Annotated in this window: 18 protein-coding genes; 5 read left to right on the forward strand and 13 right to left on the reverse strand. The window is 54.6% G+C overall.

What is annotated here, in order from left to right; translation table 11 throughout:
- Window positions 1-614 precede the first annotated feature (614 nt).
- From D3H35_RS10315 to D3H35_RS10325, 3 genes are all read right to left on the reverse strand, one after another.
- Window positions 615-1,853 (reverse strand): glycosyltransferase family 2 protein, encoded by a 1,239-nt coding sequence (locus D3H35_RS10315; RefSeq protein ID WP_119149038.1) that lies wholly within the window; start codon window positions 1,851-1,853, stop codon window positions 615-617.
- The gene (locus D3H35_RS10320; RefSeq protein ID WP_119149040.1) at window positions 1,846-2,067 is read right to left on the reverse strand and encodes a hypothetical protein; all 222 of its coding nucleotides are present in this window, start codon (window positions 2,065-2,067) and stop codon (window positions 1,846-1,848) included. Before D3H35_RS10320 ends, D3H35_RS10315 begins: the two co-directional genes overlap by 8 nt.
- A 110-nt stretch (window positions 2,068-2,177) precedes the next feature.
- Window positions 2,178-3,353 carry a glycosyltransferase family 4 protein gene (locus D3H35_RS10325; RefSeq protein WP_119149042.1) on the reverse strand — a complete coding sequence of 392 codons (1,176 nt, stop codon included), beginning with the start codon at window positions 3,351-3,353 and terminating at the stop codon, window positions 2,178-2,180.
- 182 nt (window positions 3,354-3,535) lie between these two features.
- Here D3H35_RS10325 and D3H35_RS10330 point away from each other — a divergent pair, with 182 nt between their 5' ends.
- The gene (locus tag D3H35_RS10330; RefSeq protein ID WP_119149044.1) at window positions 3,536-4,060 is read left to right on the forward strand and encodes a phosphatase PAP2 family protein; all 525 of its coding nucleotides are present in this window, start codon (window positions 3,536-3,538) and stop codon (window positions 4,058-4,060) included.
- A 69-nt stretch (window positions 4,061-4,129) separates the two neighbouring features.
- On the opposite strand, the gene trmB is transcribed toward D3H35_RS10330, so the two are convergent.
- The 4 genes from trmB to D3H35_RS10350 all read right to left on the reverse strand — a co-directional run bounded on the left by trmB (window position 4,130) and on the right by D3H35_RS10350 (window position 8,610).
- Window positions 4,130-4,894: a tRNA (guanosine(46)-N7)-methyltransferase TrmB gene (trmB, locus tag D3H35_RS10335; RefSeq protein ID WP_119149046.1), complete on the reverse strand. Its 765-nt coding sequence runs from the start codon at window positions 4,892-4,894 to the stop codon at window positions 4,130-4,132.
- Between the two features lie 23 nt (window positions 4,895-4,917).
- A complete protein-coding gene (locus D3H35_RS10340; protein ID WP_119149141.1) occupies window positions 4,918-5,550 on the reverse strand; it encodes a phosphatase PAP2 family protein in 633 nt (210 codons plus the stop codon).
- 160 nt (window positions 5,551-5,710) lie between these two features.
- Complete coding sequence (locus tag D3H35_RS10345; protein ID WP_119149048.1) at window positions 5,711-6,814, reverse strand: carboxypeptidase-like regulatory domain-containing protein; 1,104 nt, start codon at window positions 6,812-6,814, stop codon at window positions 5,711-5,713.
- 68 nt (window positions 6,815-6,882) lie between these two features.
- Window positions 6,883-8,610: a pyrroloquinoline quinone-dependent dehydrogenase gene (locus tag D3H35_RS10350; RefSeq protein WP_119149050.1), complete on the reverse strand. Its 1,728-nt coding sequence runs from the start codon at window positions 8,608-8,610 to the stop codon at window positions 6,883-6,885.
- A gap of 232 nt (window positions 8,611-8,842) precedes the next feature.
- Here D3H35_RS10350 and D3H35_RS10355 point away from each other — a divergent pair, with 232 nt between their 5' ends.
- Window positions 8,843-9,268 carry a cupredoxin domain-containing protein gene (locus tag D3H35_RS10355; protein WP_119149052.1) on the forward strand — a complete coding sequence of 142 codons (426 nt, stop codon included), beginning with the start codon at window positions 8,843-8,845 and terminating at the stop codon, window positions 9,266-9,268.
- Window positions 9,269-9,340: 72 nt separating this feature from the next.
- Here D3H35_RS10355 and D3H35_RS10360 read toward each other — a convergent pair whose 3' ends face one another.
- Together D3H35_RS10360 and D3H35_RS10365 are read right to left on the reverse strand one after the other, a co-directional pair.
- Window positions 9,341-9,769 carry a MarR family winged helix-turn-helix transcriptional regulator gene (locus tag D3H35_RS10360; RefSeq protein ID WP_119149054.1) on the reverse strand — a complete coding sequence of 143 codons (429 nt, stop codon included), beginning with the start codon at window positions 9,767-9,769 and terminating at the stop codon, window positions 9,341-9,343.
- A gap of 209 nt (window positions 9,770-9,978) precedes the next feature.
- Entirely contained in the window at window positions 9,979-10,164 is a 186-nt protein-coding gene (locus tag D3H35_RS10365; RefSeq protein ID WP_119149056.1) for a hypothetical protein, read from the reverse strand.
- A gap of 316 nt (window positions 10,165-10,480) precedes the next feature.
- Between D3H35_RS10365 and D3H35_RS10370 the strand changes: the two genes are divergently transcribed.
- A complete protein-coding gene (locus tag D3H35_RS10370; protein WP_119149058.1) occupies window positions 10,481-12,223 on the forward strand; it encodes a sensor histidine kinase in 1,743 nt (580 codons plus the stop codon).
- Complete coding sequence (locus tag D3H35_RS10375; protein ID WP_119149060.1) at window positions 12,216-13,841, forward strand: response regulator transcription factor; 1,626 nt, start codon at window positions 12,216-12,218, stop codon at window positions 13,839-13,841. The genes D3H35_RS10370 and D3H35_RS10375 overlap by 8 nt, the downstream gene beginning before the upstream one ends.
- Here D3H35_RS10375 and D3H35_RS10380 read toward each other — a convergent pair.
- The 4 genes from D3H35_RS10380 to D3H35_RS10395 form a co-directional block, all read right to left on the reverse strand.
- The gene (locus D3H35_RS10380; RefSeq protein WP_119149062.1) at window positions 13,828-18,606 is read right to left on the reverse strand and encodes a galactose-binding domain-containing protein; all 4,779 of its coding nucleotides are present in this window, start codon (window positions 18,604-18,606) and stop codon (window positions 13,828-13,830) included. The genes D3H35_RS10375 and D3H35_RS10380 overlap by 14 nt on opposite strands.
- Before the next feature lie 56 nt (window positions 18,607-18,662).
- A complete protein-coding gene (locus tag D3H35_RS10385; RefSeq protein ID WP_158594056.1) occupies window positions 18,663-19,550 on the reverse strand; it encodes a carbohydrate ABC transporter permease in 888 nt (295 codons plus the stop codon).
- 16 nt (window positions 19,551-19,566) lie between these two features.
- Window positions 19,567-20,502 (reverse strand): ABC transporter permease, encoded by a 936-nt coding sequence (locus tag D3H35_RS10390; protein ID WP_119149066.1) that lies wholly within the window; start codon window positions 20,500-20,502, stop codon window positions 19,567-19,569.
- Window positions 20,503-20,598: 96 nt separating this feature from the next.
- The gene (locus D3H35_RS10395; protein WP_158594057.1) at window positions 20,599-22,389 is read right to left on the reverse strand and encodes an extracellular solute-binding protein; all 1,791 of its coding nucleotides are present in this window, start codon (window positions 22,387-22,389) and stop codon (window positions 20,599-20,601) included.
- Window positions 22,390-22,649: 260 nt separating this feature from the next.
- Between D3H35_RS10395 and D3H35_RS10400 the strand changes: the two genes are divergently transcribed.
- Entirely contained in the window at window positions 22,650-23,609 is a 960-nt protein-coding gene (locus D3H35_RS10400; RefSeq protein ID WP_119149070.1) for a TIGR01212 family radical SAM protein, read from the forward strand.
- Window position 23,610 lies beyond the last annotated feature (1 nt).

Here is a 23,610-nt window from a genome sequence, read left to right on the forward strand (position 1 = left end):
AAGTCTCGGTGGAGCGACGAATAGTGGTTTGAGGTACCGTACATTCGCTGAAAGTCTCGACGGAGCGACGAATAGTGGTATGAGGTACCGTACATTCGCTAAAAGTCTCGGTGGAGCGGCGAATAGTGGTATGAGGTACCGTACATTCGCTGAAAGTCTCGAAGGAGCGGCGAACAGTGGTATGAGGTACCGTAGATTTGCTGAAAGTCTCGACGGAGCGACGAATAGTGGTATGAGGTACCGTACATTCGCTAAAAGTCTCGGTGGAGCGACGAATAGTGGTATGAGGTACCGTAGATTTGCTGAAAGCCTCGACGGAGCGACGAATAGTGGTATGAGGTACCGTACATTCGCTGAAAGTCTCGAAGGAGCGGAGAACAGCGGTACGAGGTACCGTACATTCGCTGAAAGTCTCGACGGAGCGACGAATAGACCAACTACGGTTGGCTATTTGACTCGCAGCTACGGCGAGACAGCATTTAGCCCAACCGCAGATGGTTACTCGGCTCGCAGCTGCGACGAGACAGCGTTAGCCCAACCGCAGCCGGTTAATTGGCGCGCAGTTGCGGCATCCGAAATAAAGAAATCCCCGGAGACCGGCTCCGGGGATCACCTTACATTTGTTTGCCTTGCACTTCTTCAAGCCGAATAACGCGGGTGTGCTGCGTATGGCTCCAAGTCTTGTTGTTCTGCGTGAAAAACGCGTGGAACGTGATCGGCCACCAAGAGAAGAAAAACACGGGAAACGTAACGAGACGCAGGTAAATTTTCCAGTTGACCTTCTCCAGCAGCATGGACAACGGAACCTGAGCGTAAATGTACAACGCTATCGGCACCGCGACCCAGTTCGGAGCGAGCGAATAAATCGAATCGAAGTGCGGCTGACCCGGCAGCAGCAAATCGAACCAGAGCGTCGCAGTGATCAGAAAACCGAGCAAGAAGTTGTATGCGTTGAAAATGTAGAAGGCGGCATCGATCTTAATCCAGCTGCGCTCCTTGATTCCTTGCCAGAGCGTTGGCAGCATATAGCGGCGAGTAATATCGAAGTGGCCTTGCATCCAGCGAAGGCGCTGGCGGGCGGAAGCGCGGAAAGTAATCGGCTTCTCGTCGTACACTCGCGCGTCGAAATTGAATTTCGGGTAAATATTCCGTTGGATGCAGCGGATCGTGAATTCCAGATCCTCGACCAGACTCGTTGCGCCCCAGCCCATTTCCTTGAGCAGCTTCGTCTCGAAGCACATGCCCGTGCCGCCGAGGAAGTTGGAAAGCCCCAGGTTGTAACGCGGAAGCTGCCACAGACGGTTGCAGAACCAGTAGTTCATGCCGTTGGAGGCGCTGACCCAGCTGTCGTGCGGGTTCTTCGTATCCAGGTAGCCTTGAACGACGCGGTATCCGTTGCACAGGTCTTCGTTCATGTAAGTCAGGAAGTCCGTCGCGACCAGATTGTCGGCGTCGAACATAACGATGCCGTCATATTGCTTCGGATGCTTCCAGAGCTCCTTGAGCATCCATTCGATCGCAAAGCCTTTGCCGCGCTGATTGGGATTGACCCGCTCGCAAGCGTAAACGCCGGGATAGCTGCGAACGATATCGGCCGTCCCGTCCGTGCAATTGTCGCAAATGACGAAAATATCGAACAGCTCGCGAGGATATTTCATTTTGAGCAGGTTTTCCACGAGCGCGCCGACGACCGCTTCTTCGTTATGCGCGGCGACTAGCACCGCGAACGATTTGGTCGGTTCGTGAGTGATGCGCTCCTTTTTGCGGTACCATCCGAAAAAAGACAAAATAATCTGGTAAGCGCCAATCAGAAAAAAGAACACCTGAATGACCAAAAGGAACTGGTTAAACATATTCGGTTGTACCCCTAGACCCCTGTTTTTCTTTTGTTTGTTTTTCTCTCTCTAGTTTTGTGTTTGTTGGCACGCCGGTGCATCCAAAAGCCCTGTCAAAGACACATCCTTGATTTTCATCGGTTTTCATTGTTTTGTCAAAACGGGTTTCTCGCCAAAAGAAGGACGGATGCCCGACATCCGGGGGTTTTGACCGTCCAATGGCACCGAGCACCCGGATTGCTCCTTCACAGGACGATTTTTCACCCGATACCAATCTTTTGGGGGCTGAAGGCCTATCCCGTCGACATAAACAACGCTTCCCGATGTTTCCCTGCCCTTTACTTACGATTTAACCGCGTCCAAGGTTGCGGAAACAGTCGCGCACGTCTCCTCCATACTTGCAAGCAACCCCGCAAATACTTCGTCCCAGGAGCGGCTTTTCGCTTCGTACATGCCCGCCGCCGATAATCTAGCCCTTAGGGAAGCGTCCTCGTACAACCGGACGAGAGCGTCCGCGAACGCCGCTGCATTGCCGGATTCGCAGAGCAAGCCGTTCTCGCCGTCCCTGATCGTATCGGGCACCGCTCCTCCGTCCGCGCCGATCACGGGCACGCCGCAAGCCATGGCCTCCAGCACCACATTGCCGAACGTCTCGGTCGGCGAAGGGAAGAGCAGCACGTCGGAGGCCGCCATCCACTTCTGCAGCCGCGATTGCGGCAGCGCTCCGAGAAAGCGAACCTCTAATCCAAGCTTGGCGGCCAACGCCTTCAAACCGTCCGACGACGGTCCGTCGCCCGCCATGACCAGCTGCGCGCTCGCGCCTGTCGAAGCGTTAAAGCGGGCCACCGCTTCCACGGCAATCTCCGGCTGCTTCTCGGGGGCCAGGCGTCCCGCATACAACACGAGAAATCGGTCGGCCGGCATCCACTCGTCTTTCAGCAGCCTTTCCCGGTCGACATCGGGCCCGAACAGCGTCGTGTCGATGCCTCGGCTCCAAATTTCGAGTCCATGCCACCCGTCGTTGCTGCATTCTTCCAGAACGGAACGCGAAGGCACGTAAATTTTGCGGCTAGGCCGATGAAACCAATTCAAATATCTCCAAGTCAGTCTTCCCATCCACTGTAAATTGTAAAACGGCAAATACCTGACGAAATGCGTATGATGCGACGCCACTAGCGGAATTCCCCTTTTTAACGCCAAATGCCGACCCGCTACGCCCGCGCCGAAAGGAGTCGCGACGTGGATGACGGTCGGCCGGAAATCGTTGAGCTTCTTCTCGATGCCCGTCGTCTGGGGGACGGCAATCCGAATCTCGGGATATAGGAACAAAGGCATACTGACGAGTCTCTCCGCCACGTCCGCCTCCTTCTCTTCCCTCCACGGCCGCGAAGGGGCGAACACCATGCAGGGCACGCCTTGCTTTCGCAAATACGCTACCCATCTTTCAAGCGTTTTGGCCACCCCGTTGACCTCCGGAAAATACGTATCCGTGAACAGCGCTACCCGGATTTCCGTCATGCTCATCGCCTCCCGCTAGTTTCCCTTCATCTTACAGGGGGGAGGTTATCGGCATGTCAAAGGGATGTCAATTCTAACGATTAACATCTGCTGCGATATCCGTTAATGCTGGCATGACAAAACCTCATTATGCTTGAATCAAAGAGATAAAGCGCCGTTCGCGGCCAAAAAGGAGATGGACCATGAGCCGAATCTATCGCATGCTCCTCGAAGTGGAACGCCCTTTTTTTCTGCACGTTAACTTGCGGTACCGCCATTATCTGCTTAACCGGCTTTTTCATATATTTTCCTTGCTCGGAGGAGCGACGTTCACCCTTGTCTTCTCGCTGGCCGTCGGCTGGTTCGCAGCCGAGCCATGGAGTACGGCGGGCTGGCAAGCGCTCGCTGCCGTCGCGCTCAGCCACATTCCGGTCGCTGTCGCCAAGCGCAGCGCGCCGCGTCTGCGGCCCTACCAAGAGTTCCCGCAAGCGAATACGAATCGCAAGCCGCTGAAGGATCCCTCGTTCCCTTCGGGGCACACGACGGCCGCATTCGCCATGCTCACGCCCTGGATGCTCGCCGAGCCGATGCTTATTCCCATACTGCTTCCGGTCGGAATCGGCGTTGCTCTCTCCCGCGTCTACTTCGGGCTCCATTACCCGAGCGACACGATCGCAGGAGCTCTCCTCGGCAGCGCTACAGCGCTTCTCGTATCCATATGGATTTAATCGGCCGAATAGAATGAAAAAAGCATCCCGTCGCTCGAAAGCCGAGCCGTTCGCGATGCTTTTTTCTTTTCAATTATTTTCTATATCCAACGTTTGTTCCCGCGCTTCGGCCCGGCGAGCTTGCTCGGCGAATTCCTCGGCGATACGCGCGCGGTGCTCGGCGACAATCCGATCGCCGATAGCGGCTTCGAGCCGATAAATAGGCATTCCTTGCCCGGAAAATTTCGTTTCGTACTCCGTCAGCACGAGATCGTGGCGAATGCCGTCGCGGTGCAGGTCGAGCGAAATATTTTTCATCTGAAGCCCGGTGTCGGAAAAGCTGTTGAGCGAAAACTCGAACAGGCTCAGCGAGTCCGTCTTGAAATGAATTTCTCCGTACTCGTCCAACGCTTCCTTATATTTAAGAAGAAACCTCGGGTGAGTAAGCCTGCGCTTCGCATGCTTCGACTTCGGCCAAGGATCGCTGAAATTCAAGTAGATGCGCGCAAGCTCTCCCGGCTCGAACATAAGCTCCAGCTGCTCCACGTTGCCTCTGACAAGCGCGAGATTCGGAACCTCCTCGCTCCCTTTTTCCCGCCACACCTTCCTGGCCTTCTCGCTTCCCCGGCGGATCAGTTCGTCGAATATGTCCATTCCTATGTAATTGATTTGCTCGTTAGTGCCGCTCATCGTGCTGATGAACTGGCCTTTGCCCATGCCAAGCTCGATGTGAATCGGATGGTCGTTCCCGAAATACTCGTGCCAGCGTCCCTTCAGCTTCTGCGGCTCCAGCACAACCAGATCCGGCTGGCGCTCCAGACTTTCCCGAATGTTCTTTCGTCCTCTAAGGCGCATTTTCCAATCTCCCCCTTATAATTTCAACGGCGCAAGTACCGTTTGAATGAAGCGATGCAAGCGAGCAGCAGCGTCCCGCTGGCCAAATATCCCCCGACGATATCGCTCGGATAGTGGACTCCCACGTAGATCCGGCTAATGCCGATGCACAAGATCAGCGCTGCGCCGAATATTAGCCACGTTACGCGAGCCGCCGCATTGGGCAAATGAACCCAAATCAAGTACGTCAACGCTCCGTACATCGCGAACGAAGCCATCGAATGACCGCTCGGAAACGAATAGCCGGCTTCTTCGATCAGCCGATGAAGATTCGGTCTTTCTCTCTCGAACGTATGCTTCAATACCGAATTGAGCAGAGGCGCGCCGCCGGTCACGACAATAAAAAACAGCAGTTCCTTTCGATGACGAAGCACGACGAACAAGAAAACAATGACGATAAGCGCGATGACCATCGCCGGCTTCGTCGAGCCGATCCAGCTGAAAGCTTTCATGAACCGGGTCAAGCCCGGAGATTCCCAGCCTTGTACGACCTGAATGATATTGGAATCGAAGCTGTGCACTCGATCCCGTCCTACGAGCCAAGCCAGCGCTCCGAAGCCGACAGCCGCCAGCAGACTAAGCCCCCAGGCGCCAAGCAGCCTAGATAACCATTTCATAAATACGCCAATCCTTTCGTTAATCGTAGCAAAAACGACAACAAGAAGTTTACCACGAAACGAGCGAATGAAGAAATAAAAGACCGCGCGTCCTCTGCCGGACATCGCGGTCAATGGTGTACTGCGGCTTTAACGAACCGTTGTCAGGCTTTGTCTGCGACTATGCTCTGCGGTTCGTTCGCCTGAGGAGAAGGATATCCGCCGATGAGACAGTATCCCCTGCGGCGATCGGTTTCAACAAAAACCGGCTTACTCGCGTCTCGAAAAAGGAAGGAGCTTGCTCCCATGCTTTTTTGGAAATCGTCAAAACGAAAGAACCGTCTTTGTCGGGCAGAGTGACGGTATAGGGCGAATCGGCGTTTACGCCGATCATAACGGACCAGTATACGGCCCCTTCTGCCGCTTGGCTGACGAGCGTCGGCGGTTTGTCGGTGATGATATTGCCTTCCGCCGGAAGCGTTATGTCCGTCTGCACGCTCGTATCCTCCGGGAATCGATACACGCGATTTTCCGGCAGCGAATATTTCGTTTCCCCTACGTGGACATTCAAAGACAAATCCTCGTCTTCTTCCGGGGAGTAGTACAGCACATACTCGCCTTTGTCATTCGACGGCTCGGATCGCGACCAGCCTTCCCCGTTGTCTCGCACGAAGCTGACGATTGCGTCTTTGACCGGCGATCCGTCGGCAGCTTTTACCGTGCCTCTGATCGCATAGTTGTACAGGGCCGTGACCGGAAAATCCTGCCCTTCCTCGACGACGGCGCGAGCGTGAACCTCCACCGCCTCCGGATCGTTCGCGGACGCTTTTACGTCGACGACCTGGACTGGATAATAAATGTCAACGGAGCTCTTCGCAGCTAACAAAGCGGTCTTAGCCGATTGCCCGACCGATTTGCCCGCTATCGCCGCTTGCTCCGCAGATGTTACGCTGACGGAAAGCGTCTGCGGGATGCTCCGGTCGACCATGAACTCGAACGAGCCGTCCTCGGATGTCGTGACGTTCCGTTTGCCGGCCAGATTCACTTCGACTCCCGAAACCGGCTGGCCGTCCGACAGCACTTTGCCCGCGACGGGAACGACATGCGAATTGTCCATTTTCCAGGACTGAACGGCCAACGCGCTTTGATCGATAGCTATGGAAACCGCCGAGCTGCCTTCGTCCGTCGCCTTGCTCTCTTCGTTCTTCGAATTGTCGGAGCAGCCGGACAACAATCCTAAAGCCAATGCCAATACGGCGGTACCCGCCAAGTAACGTTTGTGCATCTTATATCCTCCTTCGTAAGAAAGAGGCGGGTCCGCAGACCTGCCTCTTTTCTTTTGTTACTGACGGCTTACTTTTTCGAGTGATCCACTCCGCCTTCGACGTTACCGTCTGCGGAAGCGCCTTGCGTTTTGTCGCCGCCGAGCGCGAACACAAACATCTTCGGCTTGGTGCCGCCGGAAGTGAACGCTACGTACTGCTTGCCGTTCTGCGTGAAGATCGACGGCGCGGACATGACATTATCGCCGTCGAGCTGGAATTCCCAGACGATCTTGCCGGATTTGATGTCAAGCGCGCGCACTTTGCCGTTCAGCTCGCCGTAGAAAGCAAGACCGGCCGCCGTGCTGGTGAAGCCGCCGCGCATCTCGTGATCCGTGTCGTATTGGTAAGCGACTTTGCCGGTATTCATGTCGATCGCCGTGACGGTTCCGTAAGGAACGATATCCGCTGGAGTTTCGCCGAGTGTCGTGCCGAACGGCGTCACTTCCTCTTTTTTGCCTTCGTAGCCTTTGACTACGTTCGGCGATTCGACGCCTGGAATAAGAACGTAGTTCGTTTCCGGATCGTACGTCTCAGGCGCGTAGTTCTGTCCGCCGTATACGCCCGGATAGATCAGGACGCCTTCCGGAGTCGGATCAGGGTGAGAGATTTTTTTGGCGAATTGGACGTTCTTGTAGACGACTTCGCCCGTTGCTGCGTCCCATGCGAACCATTCGCCGGATTTGCCGCCGTGAACGACGACTTTGCGCTCGGCTCCGTTGATTTTCGCTTTGATAAGCATCGGAGTGGCCGCCGCGTCGTAATCCCACAAGTCGTGGCTTACTTCTTGCTGAGCCCATACGAGCTTGCCCGTTTTGCTGTCGAGAGCTACGATCGAATCGGTGTACGGGTTCGCGCCGGGACGGTCGACGCCGTACATATCGGGAGCCGGGTTCCCGGTGCCGAAATACATCAGACCCGTTTCTTCGTCGAACGTGGACGGATTCCATACCGCGCCGCCGCCGTTGTATTTATTGTTTTTCAGCCAATCCTGGCCTTTCGGCGGAACCGTCCAGAACGGAGCGTCCCAGGCCGGGGTCAAATCGCTCGCTTTGTACGCCATGACGAAGCCCCGAACGCCGTTGTCGCCGCCGCTGCTGCCGATATAGACGTTGCCGTTGAAGTAAACCGGAGCCGTCGTCTCGTAATAACCGTTCGCGACCGTTACGTTCTCGACCGCGTCGGAGATGTTGACCGCTTTGACCGTTTGGCCTGTTTTCGCATCGAGCGCGATCAGACGGTTATCCAGCGTCAGCATGAACACTTTGCCTTCGGCTACAGCTACGCCGCGATTGGCGACGATATACAGATTTTTCGAATTTTCGAGCAGCGTGGCATCGGGAGCCCAGTGCCAGATTTGCGTGCCCTTCACCGCATCGAAAGCAAATACGTGGTTTTTCGAAGTCGTGACATACAGAACGCCGTCAACGACGACGGTGAAGGACTGGTTCCCGTTCGGAATCGTGGAATCGAGCTTTTTGAAATCCGTCGACCAAACGATGCCCAGCTCGCCGACATTGTCTTTCGTCACTTCCGTATAAGGAACATGGCGAGTGCTTGCCAAGTCAAAATGCACGCTAGGGAAATTTTCGTTCTGCGCGGTCGCGGCAGTCGGTGAAGCGGAAGCGCTCGCGGAAGGCGAAGCCGAGCTCGATGCGGATGCGGACGGCGATGAATTGGAATTGTTGTTATCGCTGCAAGCCGCAAGAGAGACGCTTACTGCCAATACTGCGCTTATGACGCCAAGTGTTTTTTTCAAGTTTGACCCTCCTAGTAGCAGTGCAATATAAGTCGTGGACCGATCATATACCTTACTAATAAGATTGTTTTCAATGAGGAATATTACTCTGGTTGTTTGTAATCGTCAACATAAAATTCACAATTTTTTAATTGATTTTTAATGTATCTAGGCGTAACATGATGTACCGGACCGATAATAATCTTATTAGTAAGATACTTTGCACCATTTTATATTTAAGGGGGAAATCATCATGAAAACCAAGCATACCGTCTTCTCTCTGCTGTCGATCGCCGCTCTGGCTATGGCGCTTAGCGCTTGCGGGGGCAACAATGACGACAACGCCGCTTCTTCCGCTCCTGCGAGCCCGTCGGCTTCTTCTTCCGCTTCGGCTTCCGCTCCTGCAGCCGGCGGCGAAACGAAAGAGATTACGATTACCGCAAGCAACTGGAAATTCGACCAAACGGATATTAAAGTGCACAAAGGCGACACTATCAAATTAACGCTGAAAAACGAGTCCGGCATGCACGCCATCGCCATCGACGACTTGAACGTCGAAGTCAAATCCGGCGAAACGAAAGAATTCACGGTCACCGATGCCGGAACGTTCGAATTCCACTGCAGCATTACATGCGGCCAAGGCCACGACAACATGAGCGGCAACATCGTCGTTGAATAAGTTCAAGCGTTCACGCGCAAAAAAGGACCGTATGCTGCAAGCAGCTAACGGTCCTTTTTTGATTCGAATTCGTTAAGTCCTCGGGTCGACCAGCTTCGAATAAATCTGATGCAGCATGGCGATCTCCGCATCGGTAAGCACGGAAAAGATGACGTTCAACACCTGCTCCCATACGGCATCCGTTCTGATCACCATCGCACGGCCTTCTTCGGTCGTTTCCAAAAAAACAGCTCTGCGATCCTCTCCATCGCTACGCAGTCTGCGAATGAGCCCCCTGCTCAACAGTTTATCGCATACGGTCGTTATTCCGCCGGAGGAAAGCGATAATTGCAATCCAAGCTCCTTGGCCTGCAAAGGCCCTTTTTTGGCTATGATGGAAAGCGCCGCCGTTTGGGTGGAAGAAAGATCCATCGTATTATGCCGATACCATTCCGTCTCGAAGATCCGCTTATGCATCAACGATTTCTCTACATAAGACAACAACAGCTCGTTCCTGTTCAAAAGAATCCATTCTTCCTTCCGGGTCTTTCTGCCTATGCCTATAAGATACCAGAAATTTCAATGCGGGTGAAGCGAGATGTCCGCCGTCGAACGGTATTCCTTTCCATATCAGAATTTCCGTTTATTGCGCTATTGTAGTAAAAAATCCGATACAATAGAAAAATAAAACCGGAATGCCTCCGCGGCATTCCGGTTAGAGATTCGTTTCATCAGTTCAGCGGACGGTTTTCTTCGATCTGATACTGGTCGTCAATTGCGTTATGCAGCTTCTTCTTGGCGGATACTTCCACCTTGTGGTTGCCGTGAAATTTGATACCTGCGAGCGCCATCAATTCCTTGATCGTCAGCTCGACCTTAACCGTGTCGTCCCCTTGAGGGATTCTTAATCCGTTCATGAAACTCACCTCTCCGTTCTAATCATAGTAATGGGTTTATGTTGCCCGAGTGACGGATGCGATATGAGAATGATTCGACGATTAAACTGCGATGTTAGGTTTTTTCGTTGATTTGTCGCACTTTTAATATAACACTTCATGTTAGCTTTTTCAAGAGCAAACCACGCCTCCATCGCCCTATTTCCGATATTGTTTCAGCATCGGATGCCCCGTCTTTCATCCGAATCGGCGATTGATCCCTTTCTTCTTTGCAAGCATATAGATCTTGAAGCTTTGGTTTTGCGCGTTTCGAGTTCCGATTGGAGGCCTGCATGCAATGGGATGGATCGGATGGATCCGAAATTCAAGCATCGCCAAAAGCATCATGGGCGGATTTTTGGCATTCATGATCCCGGTGCTTTTGTTCAGCTTTATTCTGAACAGCAAGAGCATCGATACCGCTCAATCCGAAGTAACCAAATCTTATCAAAACTCGGTCGTTCTGCTCGCCCGCCAGATGGACGACCGCGTCAGCGCCATGTCCAAGCTCGTCAACAGCCTGTTCACCGACACGAACATCCTCTATATGAACTACAAGGACGAGACGGACGCCGCTCAATTGCTCGCCTACGCCAATTTGATGGACCGACTGAAATTTTATGCGAACGCCAGCCTGCTCAACGGGGAAATCCGGGTATACCTCCGCAATAAAGGAAAAAGCTTCTCGTCTCTAACCGGATACGGAGATATTAACGAATTGGACAAGCGCGAAGCGCTCGATCTGGGAGCGGATAAGACGGGGCATTGGAGGATGGACGGGGACGGCTTGAGCTTCGTGCAAAATCCTCTATACAGCCGGGAAAACAAAGGCATCGTCGTGATGGCTCGCATCGAGCAAAGCGAATTGATGAGGTTTCTGGACAACTTGAACGCCACCGAGCCGGAAGGCGTGCCTTTTCTCGCCGATATAAACGGCAATTGGGTTTTCTCGCAGAAGGGCGGCCGCATCGATAAAGCTTCCTTGTTCCGAAAGCTGAACGATCGAAACAGCGATGCCGACCAATTCGTTTTTACGGACGACAAACGCGACTACCGAGTCATCTACGGAAAATCCGCTTCGTCCGGCCTTGTCGTCGGAATGTACTTCTCCGAGCGTTACGCCATGCGGATCGTTACCGGCCATGTATGGCTGATGGCGGCATTCTCGGCTATGGCCGCGCTGTTGTCGCTTCTTTTTACATGGATTCTGTTCAGCAGGCTGCTTAGGCCGTTCCGCGATCTGGTCGAAGGGATGCGCAAGGTCGGAAGAGGCGATTTTCGAACCCGCCTGGAACGAATACCGGAGAAGGACTTTGCCATCGTCTTCCGGCATTTCAACAAGATGGTCTCGGATACGGAGAGGCTGATCAACGAAGTGTACGTGGAGCGCTTGAACAGCCAAAGCTTTCAGCTCAAACTGCTGCAATCCCGGATCAACCCGCATTTTCTCAACAATTGCTTGAACTTCGTCTATCAGGCTTCAATGGGAGAAAATCACGAGGGCGCGGCCCGAATGGCTTCCCACCTGGCCAAATATTTCAGGGACATGGCCAAGGGGTACCGCGATATGATCACTCTCCGGGAAGAATGCGACAACGTCACCACTCTCGTCGAGATACAGAACATGCGATTCAACGGGCGAATCGACTTTCGCCCGCGTTTCGAAGACGATCTCGGCAAGCACCCGGTCCCAAGCCTCATCGTCCAGCCCCTCGTGGAGAACGCTATTCTGCATGGCCTGATTCCGGGCAAAGAACGGCTCCATATCCGGGTCGTTGCGAGAAAGGAGCCGGAAGGGATTACGATCGCGGTAGAGGACGACGGCCCCGGCATACCTCCGGAGAAGCTCGACGAAATCCGCCGGCAGACGAAATCGTCCGAGCTGGATCGTCTAAGCATAGGGCTTAACAACATTTATTGGCGGTTAAAGCTTAATTACGGCGATCGCGCGGATTTGAAGCTCGACAACGTCGATTCGGGCGGCCTTCGGGTAACGCTCGTATTCGGAGACGGCACCCCGGAGGAGAAGCGAAATGTATAATTTGTTGCTCGTCGACGACGAGGAAGCCGTCGTCAAAGGATTGGCCTACGATATTGAATGGAGCGATCTGACGATAACCGGCGTCTACAAAGCCTATAGCGTATCTCAAGCGCTGGCTCTCATGGAGCAGACTCGGATCGATATCGTCGTATCCGACATTTCGATGCCCGAAGCCGACGGAATCGAGCTCGCCGCCGAAATTCGCAAGCGCAGACCGGCGGTCTCCATCGTCTTTCTGTCGGGTCACGACGACTTTGTTTACGCCCAGAAAGCGATCGAGCTCGGCGTCGCCCATTATTTGACCAAGCCGGTCGACTACGAAGAGCTGAAGGACAAAATACGGAGCACGGTCAGGCAGCTCGAAAGAGAGCTGTTCCGAGAGGACGCCCTGCGCTCTGCGAAGGAAAGCCTCGAACGGATGCACCCGCTCTTGCAGGAAAGAGCGCTGCACGCCTGGGTTGTCAAGGGTACCGAAAGTCCTCTGACCCATGCCGATAAATTCTCGTCTGCCGGGCTGGTCTTCGAGACCGGAGACGTCTTCATTCCCGTCGTCCTTCGCGCCGAAGACGAAGAGGCCGGCGGGCCGGCGGGCGCGGAAGCAGGCGTAAGGGAAATTGCGCTGAAGGAGCTGGCGGAGGAATGGCTGCTTCATGGCAAGGAAAGCTTCTTTTTTCCAAGCGAGCCGGGACAATGGGTGCTTCTCTATCGGGAACCAAATCTTGAGGAAGCCGCCAAAGCCGCCAAGTACATGGAAGAGATGGCCGAACCGTTCAAGGAATCGGCCAAACGAACTCTCGGCTGCGGCATCTCCGTCTTCTTCGGCGGCATGTCGGAGGCCGACGGTGTCAGCGGCGCTTACCGCAAGCTGGACTCGACGGTCCGCCGGACGAATGCCGACGCCGCGGGCGTCATTCTGTTCGCCGATCGGCCGTCTGCAGGCGCCGTCGCTTATGAAAGGCTGGAATCGTTGTACGAAACCCCTGAGCTGTCGTTGCTGCTCGACAAGCTGGACATGAACAAGGCGATGGAGAGAATCGATCTGATCTTTCAGGAGATCGATCGGCGGGAGCCTGTCGACATGACGGCGTTGCTGGAAATTTACCACGTCGTCTCCGGCGTGGTTATCCACGCTTCCCTTCGCAACGGGATGTCGCTCGCGGGATGGGCCGGAGACAACGAACGGATGCTATACCCGTTCTTGTCGGACGGAAAATCCGCCGATTTGAAGAAGTGGTGCCAATCCGTCATTCAAGCTTTCATCCTCCACCTGCGTGGGATGGAAAACAAGCGCTTCAATCGCCTTGCCGAGCAAGCAAAGCGAATCGTGGACGAACAGTATGCCAGAGACGTTTCCGTTGCCGAAATCGCCTCGTACTTGTACGTGCACCCCAACTACTTGACGCGCGTCTTCAAGTCCGAGACCGGGCTGTCGCTTATGGATTACATCTCGAAGCGCAGAATCGAGCAAGCAAAAGGGCTGCTTGCGCAGCCCGGATTCAAAGTGTATGAAGTCGCCGAACGGGTCGGATACGAGAGTATCGCCCATTTCAATCGAATGTTCAAGCGGGAGACGGGAATGAGTCCGAAGGATTATCAGAAGACGATCAGTAAACCGTAATGTCGTCGAATATCGTTTCCGCCGAGCTTCTCAGCCCGATCCTTCCGCTCGTCAATTCGCCGTCCGAGACAGTGATCAGCGTATTGCCGTCGACGGAGCCGGTCAAGGTCGAGCCGGACATTCCAAGCTGCATCGAATACCATTGGCCGCGATTAACGGTGAACGGCACCGATTTCAGCAGAGTGACCGAGCTCGCTACTTTTTTGTACAGCTTGAGCCGGTTTCCTACTCCGTCCAGCTGCAGGAAGTAGAAATGGTTGCCGTCCGTATACCGTCCGATCACATCGGAGGTCATAGCCGCGTTGCCTGTCTGTTTGACGTTCGCTTTGATCGTGTAATTGGTCCAAACCGTGCTTCCCGACGTGGAGGAGCCGTTGCCTGCGGAACGGTACACCTTCGTCGCCCCGTCGTTCGCGATATTCCACGTTCCGGCGGTGACGGTCCATCCGTCCGCCTCGCCGTCCTCGAACGTATCGGAGAACAGCGGCTGCACCGCTGCGATCTCATACGTTTTGACGCCTTCGTTCTGCGCGATGCTGACGTTAAACGTCATTTTATTGCCGGATTTCGACGACGGAACGACGACGCCGTTGATCGTAACCGACGCTGCCGCCGCGGTGAAAGAATTCGGCAGCGTAACGGTGACGGTCCCTCCGCTCCGCCCGACGATCCGGCCTTGCACCGAGTCCGCGCCGGCTGCCGAGACGCTGGCCCCGAATTCGCCTCCGGACCGCTCCAGCACCAAATCCTTGTAACCGATCTTCGTACCGTCGATCAGAACAAGCTGCTGAGGAGAAGCGTACCCGACCTTGCCTTGGAACACCGCAGACCCTTCCGTTACATTCTGGGTCGTATCGCTGGTGAATACATATTCGTTGTTGCGAACGAGCGCGCCATAGGATTTGTTCGTAACGGGGATAGCGTCCGGCGCAACCAGATGAAACTCGTCGCCCGGTCCGGCTTTTACTTCGTAAATGTTCGGATACTGGTCAAGCTCGTTGGAAAGATAACCTATTCCTTCAACGTTGGACGGCGATTGGGACGGGCTGCTCCACTTCCACTGCATGGAGGCCGGGCCTGTATTGTGCACGTACTCGATGCGGATATCGTAAAGCTGGTTGGCAACGAGCGGCACCGGAGTCGTCGTTCCGGCCGCGGTATCCGCCGCGAGCACTCCGTTCACGTACACTTTGGCCGTGTCACCCGTGCCGACGGCTGCGGTGAACGTGTAAGGCTCGGAAAATCGGGTGAAAATTTTCCCGGTCCACGCAATGGAATACGTGTCCGGATCGATGGCCGGAATCGGAGCTCCCGCTCCCCACCAGCTAGTGCCGGGGAAACGCTTGTTATCGATCTGAACTCCCTTCAAATCGGTAAAGTCCATGTTGTTGTAATATTGCGCTTTTAATCCCGTATCGCGGTTTGTCCATAGGAAGCTTCCGTCCGACGTCGTGTTACCCACGTCGTCGTACAGGCCGATGAATTCATCCCTGACCATCATGACGCTTCGCGACAAATACGGAGCGCTCGTCGTGTTGGCCAGCGCCTTGTAATATTGAACGTCCCCAAAATCGTACAGGACTCCGTCCGTCGGACTTTCGCCGAGAGCGTTGCCGTTAAGCGTGAAGATCGGCAGCTTGTTGATGTCGATAAGATCGCCGCTTTCTTCGCCGCCGTTCCAGCTATAGCGCTTGCCCTTCGTTGCGTAGTAGATCGCTCCGTTCGCCGCCGTAAACCAACGGTAGCCCGGGCCTCTCAGCTGCTGAAGGTAGAGGAACGTTTCGCGGCTCCCGCCGAAATCGTATCTCATGATCGGTCCGTAGTCCTGATAGACGGCCGACTTCAGCGCCGGACTCGTACCTTGGGCTCCGTTCGTCGCCGACCAGAGGAGCTGGCCTCCAAGCACGCTGTCGCCCATAATTACCCGGTCTGCGAGAAGCTTATAAATGCCGTCGAACTCTCCGCCCGGATCCCCTCCGCTCGCATGGGCTCCGATCGGCACCGGCGTACGGTAAGTCGCTCGTTCGTTAGGCGACATCGCGTTCAAGAGCCACCGGGCGAACGTCTTGAAGTTGTCGTTAGCGAAAATATCCGTGCCGTCGTATTGCAGCAAAGACGCCTGCGCCGCTATCATCGCCGTTAACGAAGCATTGGCGTACGTCGGCAAATTCTCGTACCACCGGCCGCCTGTCGTGCCGTACGTCCCGCTTCCTTTTCTCATAAACGCGCTCAACGACTCGTTGAAGTCTTGCAAATAAGCCGACTTCCAAGCGGCGGCGTGCGGATGCCCCGGGAAAGCTCCCGCCGCCAAAGCAAGCACTTGCTTGACGTCCAGGTTAAAGTTCGGATGGCCTCCCAGCATGCTCGTGTGAGGCAAATTGTTGTCGTCCTCGGCCGTATACGCGATGAAGACGAACAGCGATCTCGTGCGCTTCCTTTCATCGTAGCCCCAGTTCGCCCTATTGAAGGCGTAGTCGGAGAAGAAATACCGCTCCGCCCTGCCGAAGTTGCCCGTCGGACCGAGGTCGCTGCTAATGTCCCAATATTTGTCCGTCAAATTGTAATACTTCTTGAAGCAGGCGAAGCAATACTTATCCGTCCAATAATCGTTCGGATCTGCGATGGTTACGTTGCCGTATCCCGGAATGGGAAGCTTCATGCTCGCGTCCTCCGGAAAATCGAACACCATGTCCTTGTAGCCGTCCAAGCTAAAATCGGCCAGCTTCTGCCACAGTTTCACGTCCGGCGCCGTTCCCGGCTGCAAGCCCGTTGAAGTCGGTATATTCGTCCATTCCGAATCGATCAGAATGTCGGCGGGCTTCGTCATGTCGCTCAGCCTTCTGCCGGACAAAACCTCTTCGCTGCGAGGAATGACCGACAGCGCCCAATGCCTCTCCGTTCCTTCAATAGACGCTTCCATATATTTGTCCGACGGCTTGTTGTAGAAGCGCAAGTTCTGCTTAATATAAGCATTGTACGTCTGCCTCGATTCCGTCTTCCAATCCTTCAGCCGATTGGCGGCGAACAAAATCGCGTTGTCTCCGGCATCGTTCCAGAACGAAGTCGAACGAATAAGACTGTTCGAGTTGACCGCGTAAATTCCAAGCTCGTACGGAAGCTTGCCATTCGTATCCGCACCGTCCCCGTAACCCCCGCTTCTTCCTCCGGAGGACGTCTTGGAATACCCGCCGTTCTGCATCGCCATCCGCCCGTTCGGGTCGACGCCGTTCTTGTAGCTGAACCGAAGGTAAGCGTTCTGGCTCGAGAGAAAGCCGGAATACTTCTCGTCAACCGTCACGTATTTTTCGTTATGCCTGATCGTCAACAGGGCATCGTAAACCCGGCCGTCGGCTAACGTGTACGTGACCTGATATTCGATGAACAAAGGTCCCTGCTCAACCGCGCGTCCGTACCAATGGCTTACGGCCGTTCCGGCAGGAGCGGCGAACGATCCGGCACCGATCCAGGCGCCGGGCTGACGGGATACCGCCAATATCGGCGCGGGAACTTGGGAAAGCTCCGCTCCGTTCGCGTTCACGTTTCCGTAAGGCACCTTGAGCTGCTGCTGATTGCCGGAGATCGTAGCCGTTCCGTCTCCGTTGTCGGTCAGGCTTACTTCATTGGCGAAGCTCGGCGTATACGAGTTGTCCTCATCCACAACGAACCTTTTCATGCCGCCTATATTCAAACCGGTGCGAAAATGAAGCGTCGCGCTGGTCAAATAGCCCGATCCGTTAACGACCACGTCCGATAGCTGGTATATCAGAGGCGTGCTTTGCCCGTACTGGCGGAGACGGATATGAGCGGGCGTTACGTTCTGCCCGGCAAAATCGAGCGGATAGCCGATCAATTGCTCGGGAAAATCGTAAATTCCGATCGCATCCTTGATGTTGAAATTGTTCTGCCACCCTGCGCCTCTCACCGTGATTTCCTCGGAGTAGTCGTCGTTGTTGACGGCATTCGTTTCTCCAATGGCGCCGTTCGCGTTCGCGACGGCTTGAATATCGAACTTGTACCGTTCCCCGGACCAGGTGCCGCTTGCGGTCAACGTCGCCGACCCGCCCGGAGCGATCGGTTCGGCGTAAGGGCTCGTAACAGCGATCGTCGTCCCGTCGATCTTGAACGCGACCGTGTGGCCGACGCCGGAAGCGGTTGCCGACTGTCCGATATTTTTGACGACGGCGCTGAACGTAACGGGCTGGCCTTCAACGGGATTCGCCGGCGACGACGAAATGTCGGTGACCACGAGGTCGGCCGCGGAATTATCCGCGTAAAGCTCCAGCTCCGCCAATTGCGCCGAAGTGCGGGAGGTGTTGCCGGTAAAGGTTAGCCGGACGTATCGGGCCGCGCCTGTCGGGAACGTTACGGTAACGGAATTCCCGGCGCCAGCCTGGAAGGAATAAGAGGAGGAAGCGACCAAATCGGTGTACGTGACGTTGTCCGCGCTGCCTTGGATAGCCAGCGTAATCGTACGGTCCGGAAAAGTGGGCGGCAGCTTTAGAATCGCTTTATTGATCGCATAGCCGCTGCCTAAATCCACGGTCAATGCTTGGGGCAATGTGTATACGCTTTCAAAATAGGTTTGAGCTTTGCCGTCGTTCGCTTCCGCAGCCGAATGAAGGAAACTCGTCGCCGAAATCGGCTTGTTCAAAGCCAAATTCACCGGCTCCGCGGACACCGCTTTTTCCTTCGGCAGCACGAACAAGGCTGCTCCGAGCATAATCGTTGACATGAATAAAGAGAACGTTCTCTTAGCTGTATTCATCTTCTTCCCTCTTCTCTTTTCACTTTTCTTCTAGATGTCGATTGTGACGCTTTATCTTATTCCTTAACGGCTCCGATGGTTAGTCCCGCAATAAAAAATCGTTGAATGAACGGGTATATGAGGATGACGGGCACAATCGTAACCATAATTTGCGCCGCACGCAGCGAACGGTTGGAAATGCTTCCGATCGTCTTCGCCTCTTCGGGGCTGAGCTTGGAGAAGTCGACGCCTACGTACAGCTGCGAGTACAAGTACGTTTGCAGAGGCCATTTGTCGTTGCTCGACAGCAAGAACAAGCCGGTAAACCAATCGTTCCAATGGTACACGATCGAGAACAGCGTTAACGTCGCCAAGGCCGGCAGCGACAGCGGCGCGAAGATCCGGAACAGAATGGTCCAATGGCCCGCTCCGTCGATCATGGCCGATTCCGACAAAGCGGCAGGCAGCGTCCGAAAAAAACTCATCATAATGATGACATTGAAGGCGGTCACCCCGTAAGGAAGAATAAGCGCCCAGAAGCTGTCGACCAAGTGCAGCTTGTTCACGACGATGAACAACGGAACCAAGCCTCCGCTGAACAGCATGGTGAAAACGAAATACCAGACGAAAAAAGTTCGCCCCTTGAGCTGTTTGGAGCCGAGGGACAGCGGATAGGCGGACAGCACAATAAGTATCATGTTGACCGCGATTCCGGCCGCAACCCGCTTCACGGCAATCCAGGTCGAGTGCAAAAAGGCATCGTTATTCAAAATAAGACCGTATGCTTTCCAATTGAAGCCGATGGGCCAAAACGTTACCTCGTTCGCGGTCGTCGACGCCTTGTCGCTGAATGAAATGGCGAGCAGGTTCAAGATCGGAAGAAGGCAAAGAAGAGCGGCCCCAAGCAGAAACATTCCGATCAAGAGCCTGAACGCTTTCGCGCTTGTCGTATTCGTACCCGTCATTACCGCTCCGTCCTCCTTAGAAAATTCTTCTAGACGCGTATTTAATGGAAAGTCGATTAGCCGAAACGATAAGGACAAGGCCAACCACGGACTTGAACAGCCCAACCGCCGTCGCGAACGAATATTGCACATCGATGATGCCCGTGCGGTAAGCGAAGGTGTCGAGAATATCTCCCGTCTCGTAGACCGATGGATTGTAGAGCACAAGGATTTGATCCTGTCCGCCGTTCATGGCGTTCATGATCTGTCCGAGATTCAAGGTTGTCAGCATGATGAGCGTAGGCATAATTCCCGGAAGGGTAACGTGCCGCATTTGCTGGAATCGTCCGCCGCCGTCGACGACGCACGCTTCATACAGATCTCTGTTGATGCTCGCAATCGCAGCGATATAGAGAACGGCTCCGAAACCGAAGTTTTTCCAGACGTCTGTTGCGACGATAACCGATCGGAACCAATGGTTGCTTCCCAGAAAGAAGACACCGGGAGAGCCAAACGCGTGAAGAATCCGATTAATGATGCCGTCTTGGGACAAAATGTCGATGAACATGCCTCCAACGACTACCCACGACAGAAAGTTGGGCAAGTACGTAATCGTCTGCACAGCGCTTTTGAACCACTTGACGACCGCTTCGTTCAGAAGAAGGGCGAACACGAGAGAAGCCGCCGTGCCGAAAGCGATCTTCAGCAGCGAGATGACGATCGTATTCGTCAACACCTGAGAGAAATCCGGCGAGCTGTTGAACAAGTAATCGAACCACTTTAACCCCACGTAAGGAGAGCCGAAAAAGCCAAGCCGCGGCTTAAAGTCCGTGAACGCCATCACCAAGCCGAACATAGGCATGTAGCTGAATAGAAACAACAAGAGCATTCCGGGCAGTAGCATCATATAGAGGGGCGATTGGCTAAGCCAAAAGCGGGAGACGCCTCTTCCGATCTTAGCGAGCGGCTTCATCTGGAATTCCTCCGTTGAATCGGTCCTGCAGCCGGCAAATGAAGCGACCGCGGCGGGAAGCTCCGTTCCCCGCAGCGGTCGACAGGGACCGTATCGTTATTTGGATTTCTCGTACCAGTCGTTAACTTCCTTGGTGATCTGTGCTCCTCCGGCTTTATTCCATTCGGCTACGAACTTGTCGAAGTCGTCCAGCGGCGCGGTGCCGATGATGATTTTGGAGAACGTCTCGTTCTCAAGCTTAAGCAAGTAGGCGTTCTTCTCGATCATGGTCGGCGTAGGCGCGCCCATGAAGGCGTCGATCGTCAGATCGGAACGGATGGATTTGGCCAGCTTCATCTCCGATACGAGGGCGCTCAACACTTTGTTGTTGGACAAATCGGTGTACGATTGCAGTTGAGCGGCGGTTAAGCCATCCTTGTTTCCTGTCTCAGCGGCATTGGCTACCGCGACCAGATCGGAGTAGCCGGTGTCTACTTCACCGAAGAAGGAGAAGCCGGGATAATACTTCGGATGCACGCTCGTTCGGAAAAATTTGGGGCCTGGCTTCGCGACGTCGAAGTCTTGCAGCTCTTGCGGCGCTTCCGGATTTTTGGCAACTAACGCGCTCGGGCTTTCCGCCGGATACTTGAAGATGTAGCCGGATTCGCCGAGAAGCCGGTCGCGAAGAGCGGTATCCTGTCTCAAAGCCGAATCCATAAGCTCGTTAAGCTGATAGATGAATGCTTCCGGATGCTCGCTCTCGGCGGAAATGCCGATCGCAAAGTTAAACGGATTTCCCGTTACCAGCTTCGCCTTCCCGTCGGGGCCGAGCAGACTCGTAGCGGAGAAGGTCGCTTGCGGCACGTTTTTCACGACGTCCGGGAACGGATAATAGACGAACCACCAATCGCCGGTCATCGACAGCGTCTTGCCCGTCGCTACCTGCTCAACGGCTTTCGAGAAGTCTTTGACGATGAATTCTTTGTCGATCCAGCCGTTAGAGTACCATTTGCGCAACGTTTCCAGCCCCTTTTTCGTCTCGGGCTGAACGCTGCCGTAGGCGAGCTTGCCGTCCGCTCCGACTATCCAACGGCCGGGATAAGCACCGTACGGCTGCATGGCCGGCGACATTTGATTGACGCCGTTCGGCACCAGGTCCTTGTGCAGGAACACGCCTACCCCGTCCGGAACTTGCGCCTTGTACGCTGCTAGCACGTCTTCGAACTGATCCAGCGTCTGCGGCACCGGCTTCCCGAGCGTGTCGAGAATGTCTTGGCGAATGAAAGTATTGTAGTAAGTCCGCCCCCATATTTCGGCATCGATCGGAAGCGCGTAATATTTCCCGTCAATCGTGTACGGCGACAGGAACTTGCCGCCCGATGCGTCCATTGCCGCTTCCAACCGGTCCTTGACGAGCGGAGAAGCGTATTTGTCGATTAGATCGTTAAGCGGAAGCAAGTAGCCTTGACTGGCCAGCGTGCTTAGCTGCGGAGTTTCTCCGAAGATAGCGTCAGGCAAATCGCCGCTTGCCATGCCGAGATTTATTTTGGTTTTGCCGTCTTCGTTGGTTGGCGTTACGAACTTTGTCTTCCATTCGATGCCAAGCTCGTCTTTCGCCCATTGCGTAAACGCGTTATTGTCGACGGATTCCCCGTCCCGCCATTTCGTGTCCGCAGAGACGGCCGTATGGAAAGTAAGCTTGATCGGCGGATCGTATTTGTGAAAAGCAAAGCCTTGGCTGCCGTCAGACGATGGCGAGGATTCCGCCGACGCGGTCGGTTGAGCGGTTTGGGATGGCGACTGCTTCGGATCGTTCTTCCCCTCGTTATCCTTGCTGCATGCGGCTACTACTAATGTAAGGCAAAGCGCAACGGAGACCAGTACGGCCAATCTTTTTCTGCTTTTCAATGGCACTTCCCCTTCCCATATTCAAGCTAATCGCACCGCAATCCCTAGGTGATCGCGTAGGAAAATAGTCCGTTTGTAAGGGTTTTCATTTTCCTGTGATCATTATACGGAGGAGCTTGAGCGGTATGCCACATACGATTCTGACATTTCTTATCGTTATCCAACCTCTTGTTAAGGGTTGGCCAATCGGGATCGCTTCTCGCAATTCGATCGTTTTTTCGCTACAATATAGAGCGAATTAGATAAAGGACGGATGAAACATGAACCTATGGACCGAAGCTTCGACGCAGCCCCTGCTGTGGGGAGACAAGCGGTTTCACACCTGGAATTACGAGATGCGGGAAGCCTTCGGAACGAAAGTATTCAAAGTCATGCTCGATGCCGGCTTCACCTGTCCGAATAGAGACGGGACGATAGCGGCCGGCGGATGCACGTTCTGCAGCACGCGGGGCTCCGGCGATTTCGCCGGCAGCCGAAGGGACGACCTGATTACCCAGTTCGAAACCGTGCGGGACCGCCAGCATCTGAAGTGGCCGGAAGCGAAATACATCGGCTACTTTCAGGCGTACACGAATACGTATGCGCCGCTGGAAACGCTCCGGGAATATTACGAAGCGATATTGCGCCAGCCCGGCGTCGTCGGCTTGTCTATCGCCACCAGGCCGGACTGTTTGCCGGATGACGTGGTCGATTATTTGGCCGAGCTTAACGAACGGACCTACTTGTGGCTTGAAATGGGACTGCAAACGGTCCACGAGTCCACCTCTACTCTCATTAACCGCGCGCACGACACCGAATGCTACAGGGACGCGGTCGAGCGTCTTCGCAAGAGGGGAATTCGGGTGTGCACGCATATTATTTACGGCTTGCCCGGCGAAGATCGCGACATGATGCTGGAAACCGGACGGCAAGTGGCGGCGATGGATGTGCAAGGGATCAAGATTCATCTTCTCCACTTGATGAGGAAGACGCCTATGGTCCGCCAGTGGCGGGAAGGGCTGCTTCGTTTTCTGGAAAAGGACGAATACGTCGAGCTGATCGCCGATACGCTGGAGCTGCTTCCGCCGGAAATGATCGTCCACCGGTTGACCGGCGACGCTCCCCGCGACCTGTTGATCGGCCCTATGTGGAGCTTGCGCAAATGGGAAGTTCTCAATGCGATCGACGCCGCTCTCGTTCGCCGCGACACCTGGCAAGGGAAAGCCTGGAGGGGAAGCTGAC

Source organism: Cohnella faecalis, assembly GCF_003570905.1.
In the GTDB taxonomy this organism is placed as follows: Bacteria; Bacillota; Bacilli; order Paenibacillales; family Paenibacillaceae; genus Cohnella; species Cohnella faecalis.

Excerpts from the sequence above, each read along its gene's own strand:
- D3H35_RS10315 (WP_119149038.1), bottom strand. The coding sequence starts at position 1,853 with ATGTTTAACCAGTTCCTTTTGGTCATTCAGGTGTTCTTTTTTCTGATT.
- D3H35_RS10325 (WP_119149042.1), bottom strand. The coding sequence starts at position 3,353 with ATGACGGAAATCCGGGTAGCGCTGTTCACGGATACGTATTTTCCGGAG.
- D3H35_RS10330 (WP_119149044.1), top strand. The coding sequence starts at position 3,536 with ATGAGCCGAATCTATCGCATGCTCCTCGAAGTGGAACGCCCTTTTTTT.
- trmB (WP_119149046.1), bottom strand. The coding sequence starts at position 4,894 with ATGCGCCTTAGAGGACGAAAGAACATTCGGGAAAGTCTGGAGCGCCAG.
- D3H35_RS10340 (WP_119149141.1), bottom strand. The coding sequence starts at position 5,550 with ATGAAATGGTTATCTAGGCTGCTTGGCGCCTGGGGGCTTAGTCTGCTG.
- D3H35_RS10345 (WP_119149048.1), bottom strand. The coding sequence starts at position 6,814 with ATGCACAAACGTTACTTGGCGGGTACCGCCGTATTGGCATTGGCTTTA.
- D3H35_RS10355 (WP_119149052.1), top strand. The coding sequence starts at position 8,843 with ATGAAAACCAAGCATACCGTCTTCTCTCTGCTGTCGATCGCCGCTCTG.
- D3H35_RS10365 (WP_119149056.1), bottom strand. The coding sequence starts at position 10,164 with ATGAACGGATTAAGAATCCCTCAAGGGGACGACACGGTTAAGGTCGAG.
- D3H35_RS10370 (WP_119149058.1), top strand. The coding sequence starts at position 10,481 with ATGGGATGGATCGGATGGATCCGAAATTCAAGCATCGCCAAAAGCATC.
- D3H35_RS10375 (WP_119149060.1), top strand. The coding sequence starts at position 12,216 with ATGTATAATTTGTTGCTCGTCGACGACGAGGAAGCCGTCGTCAAAGGA.
- D3H35_RS10380 (WP_119149062.1), bottom strand. The coding sequence starts at position 18,606 with ATGAATACAGCTAAGAGAACGTTCTCTTTATTCATGTCAACGATTATG.
- D3H35_RS10385 (WP_158594056.1), bottom strand. The coding sequence starts at position 19,550 with ATGACGGGTACGAATACGACAAGCGCGAAAGCGTTCAGGCTCTTGATC.
- D3H35_RS10390 (WP_119149066.1), bottom strand. The coding sequence starts at position 20,502 with ATGAAGCCGCTCGCTAAGATCGGAAGAGGCGTCTCCCGCTTTTGGCTT.
- D3H35_RS10400 (WP_119149070.1), top strand. The coding sequence starts at position 22,650 with ATGAACCTATGGACCGAAGCTTCGACGCAGCCCCTGCTGTGGGGAGAC.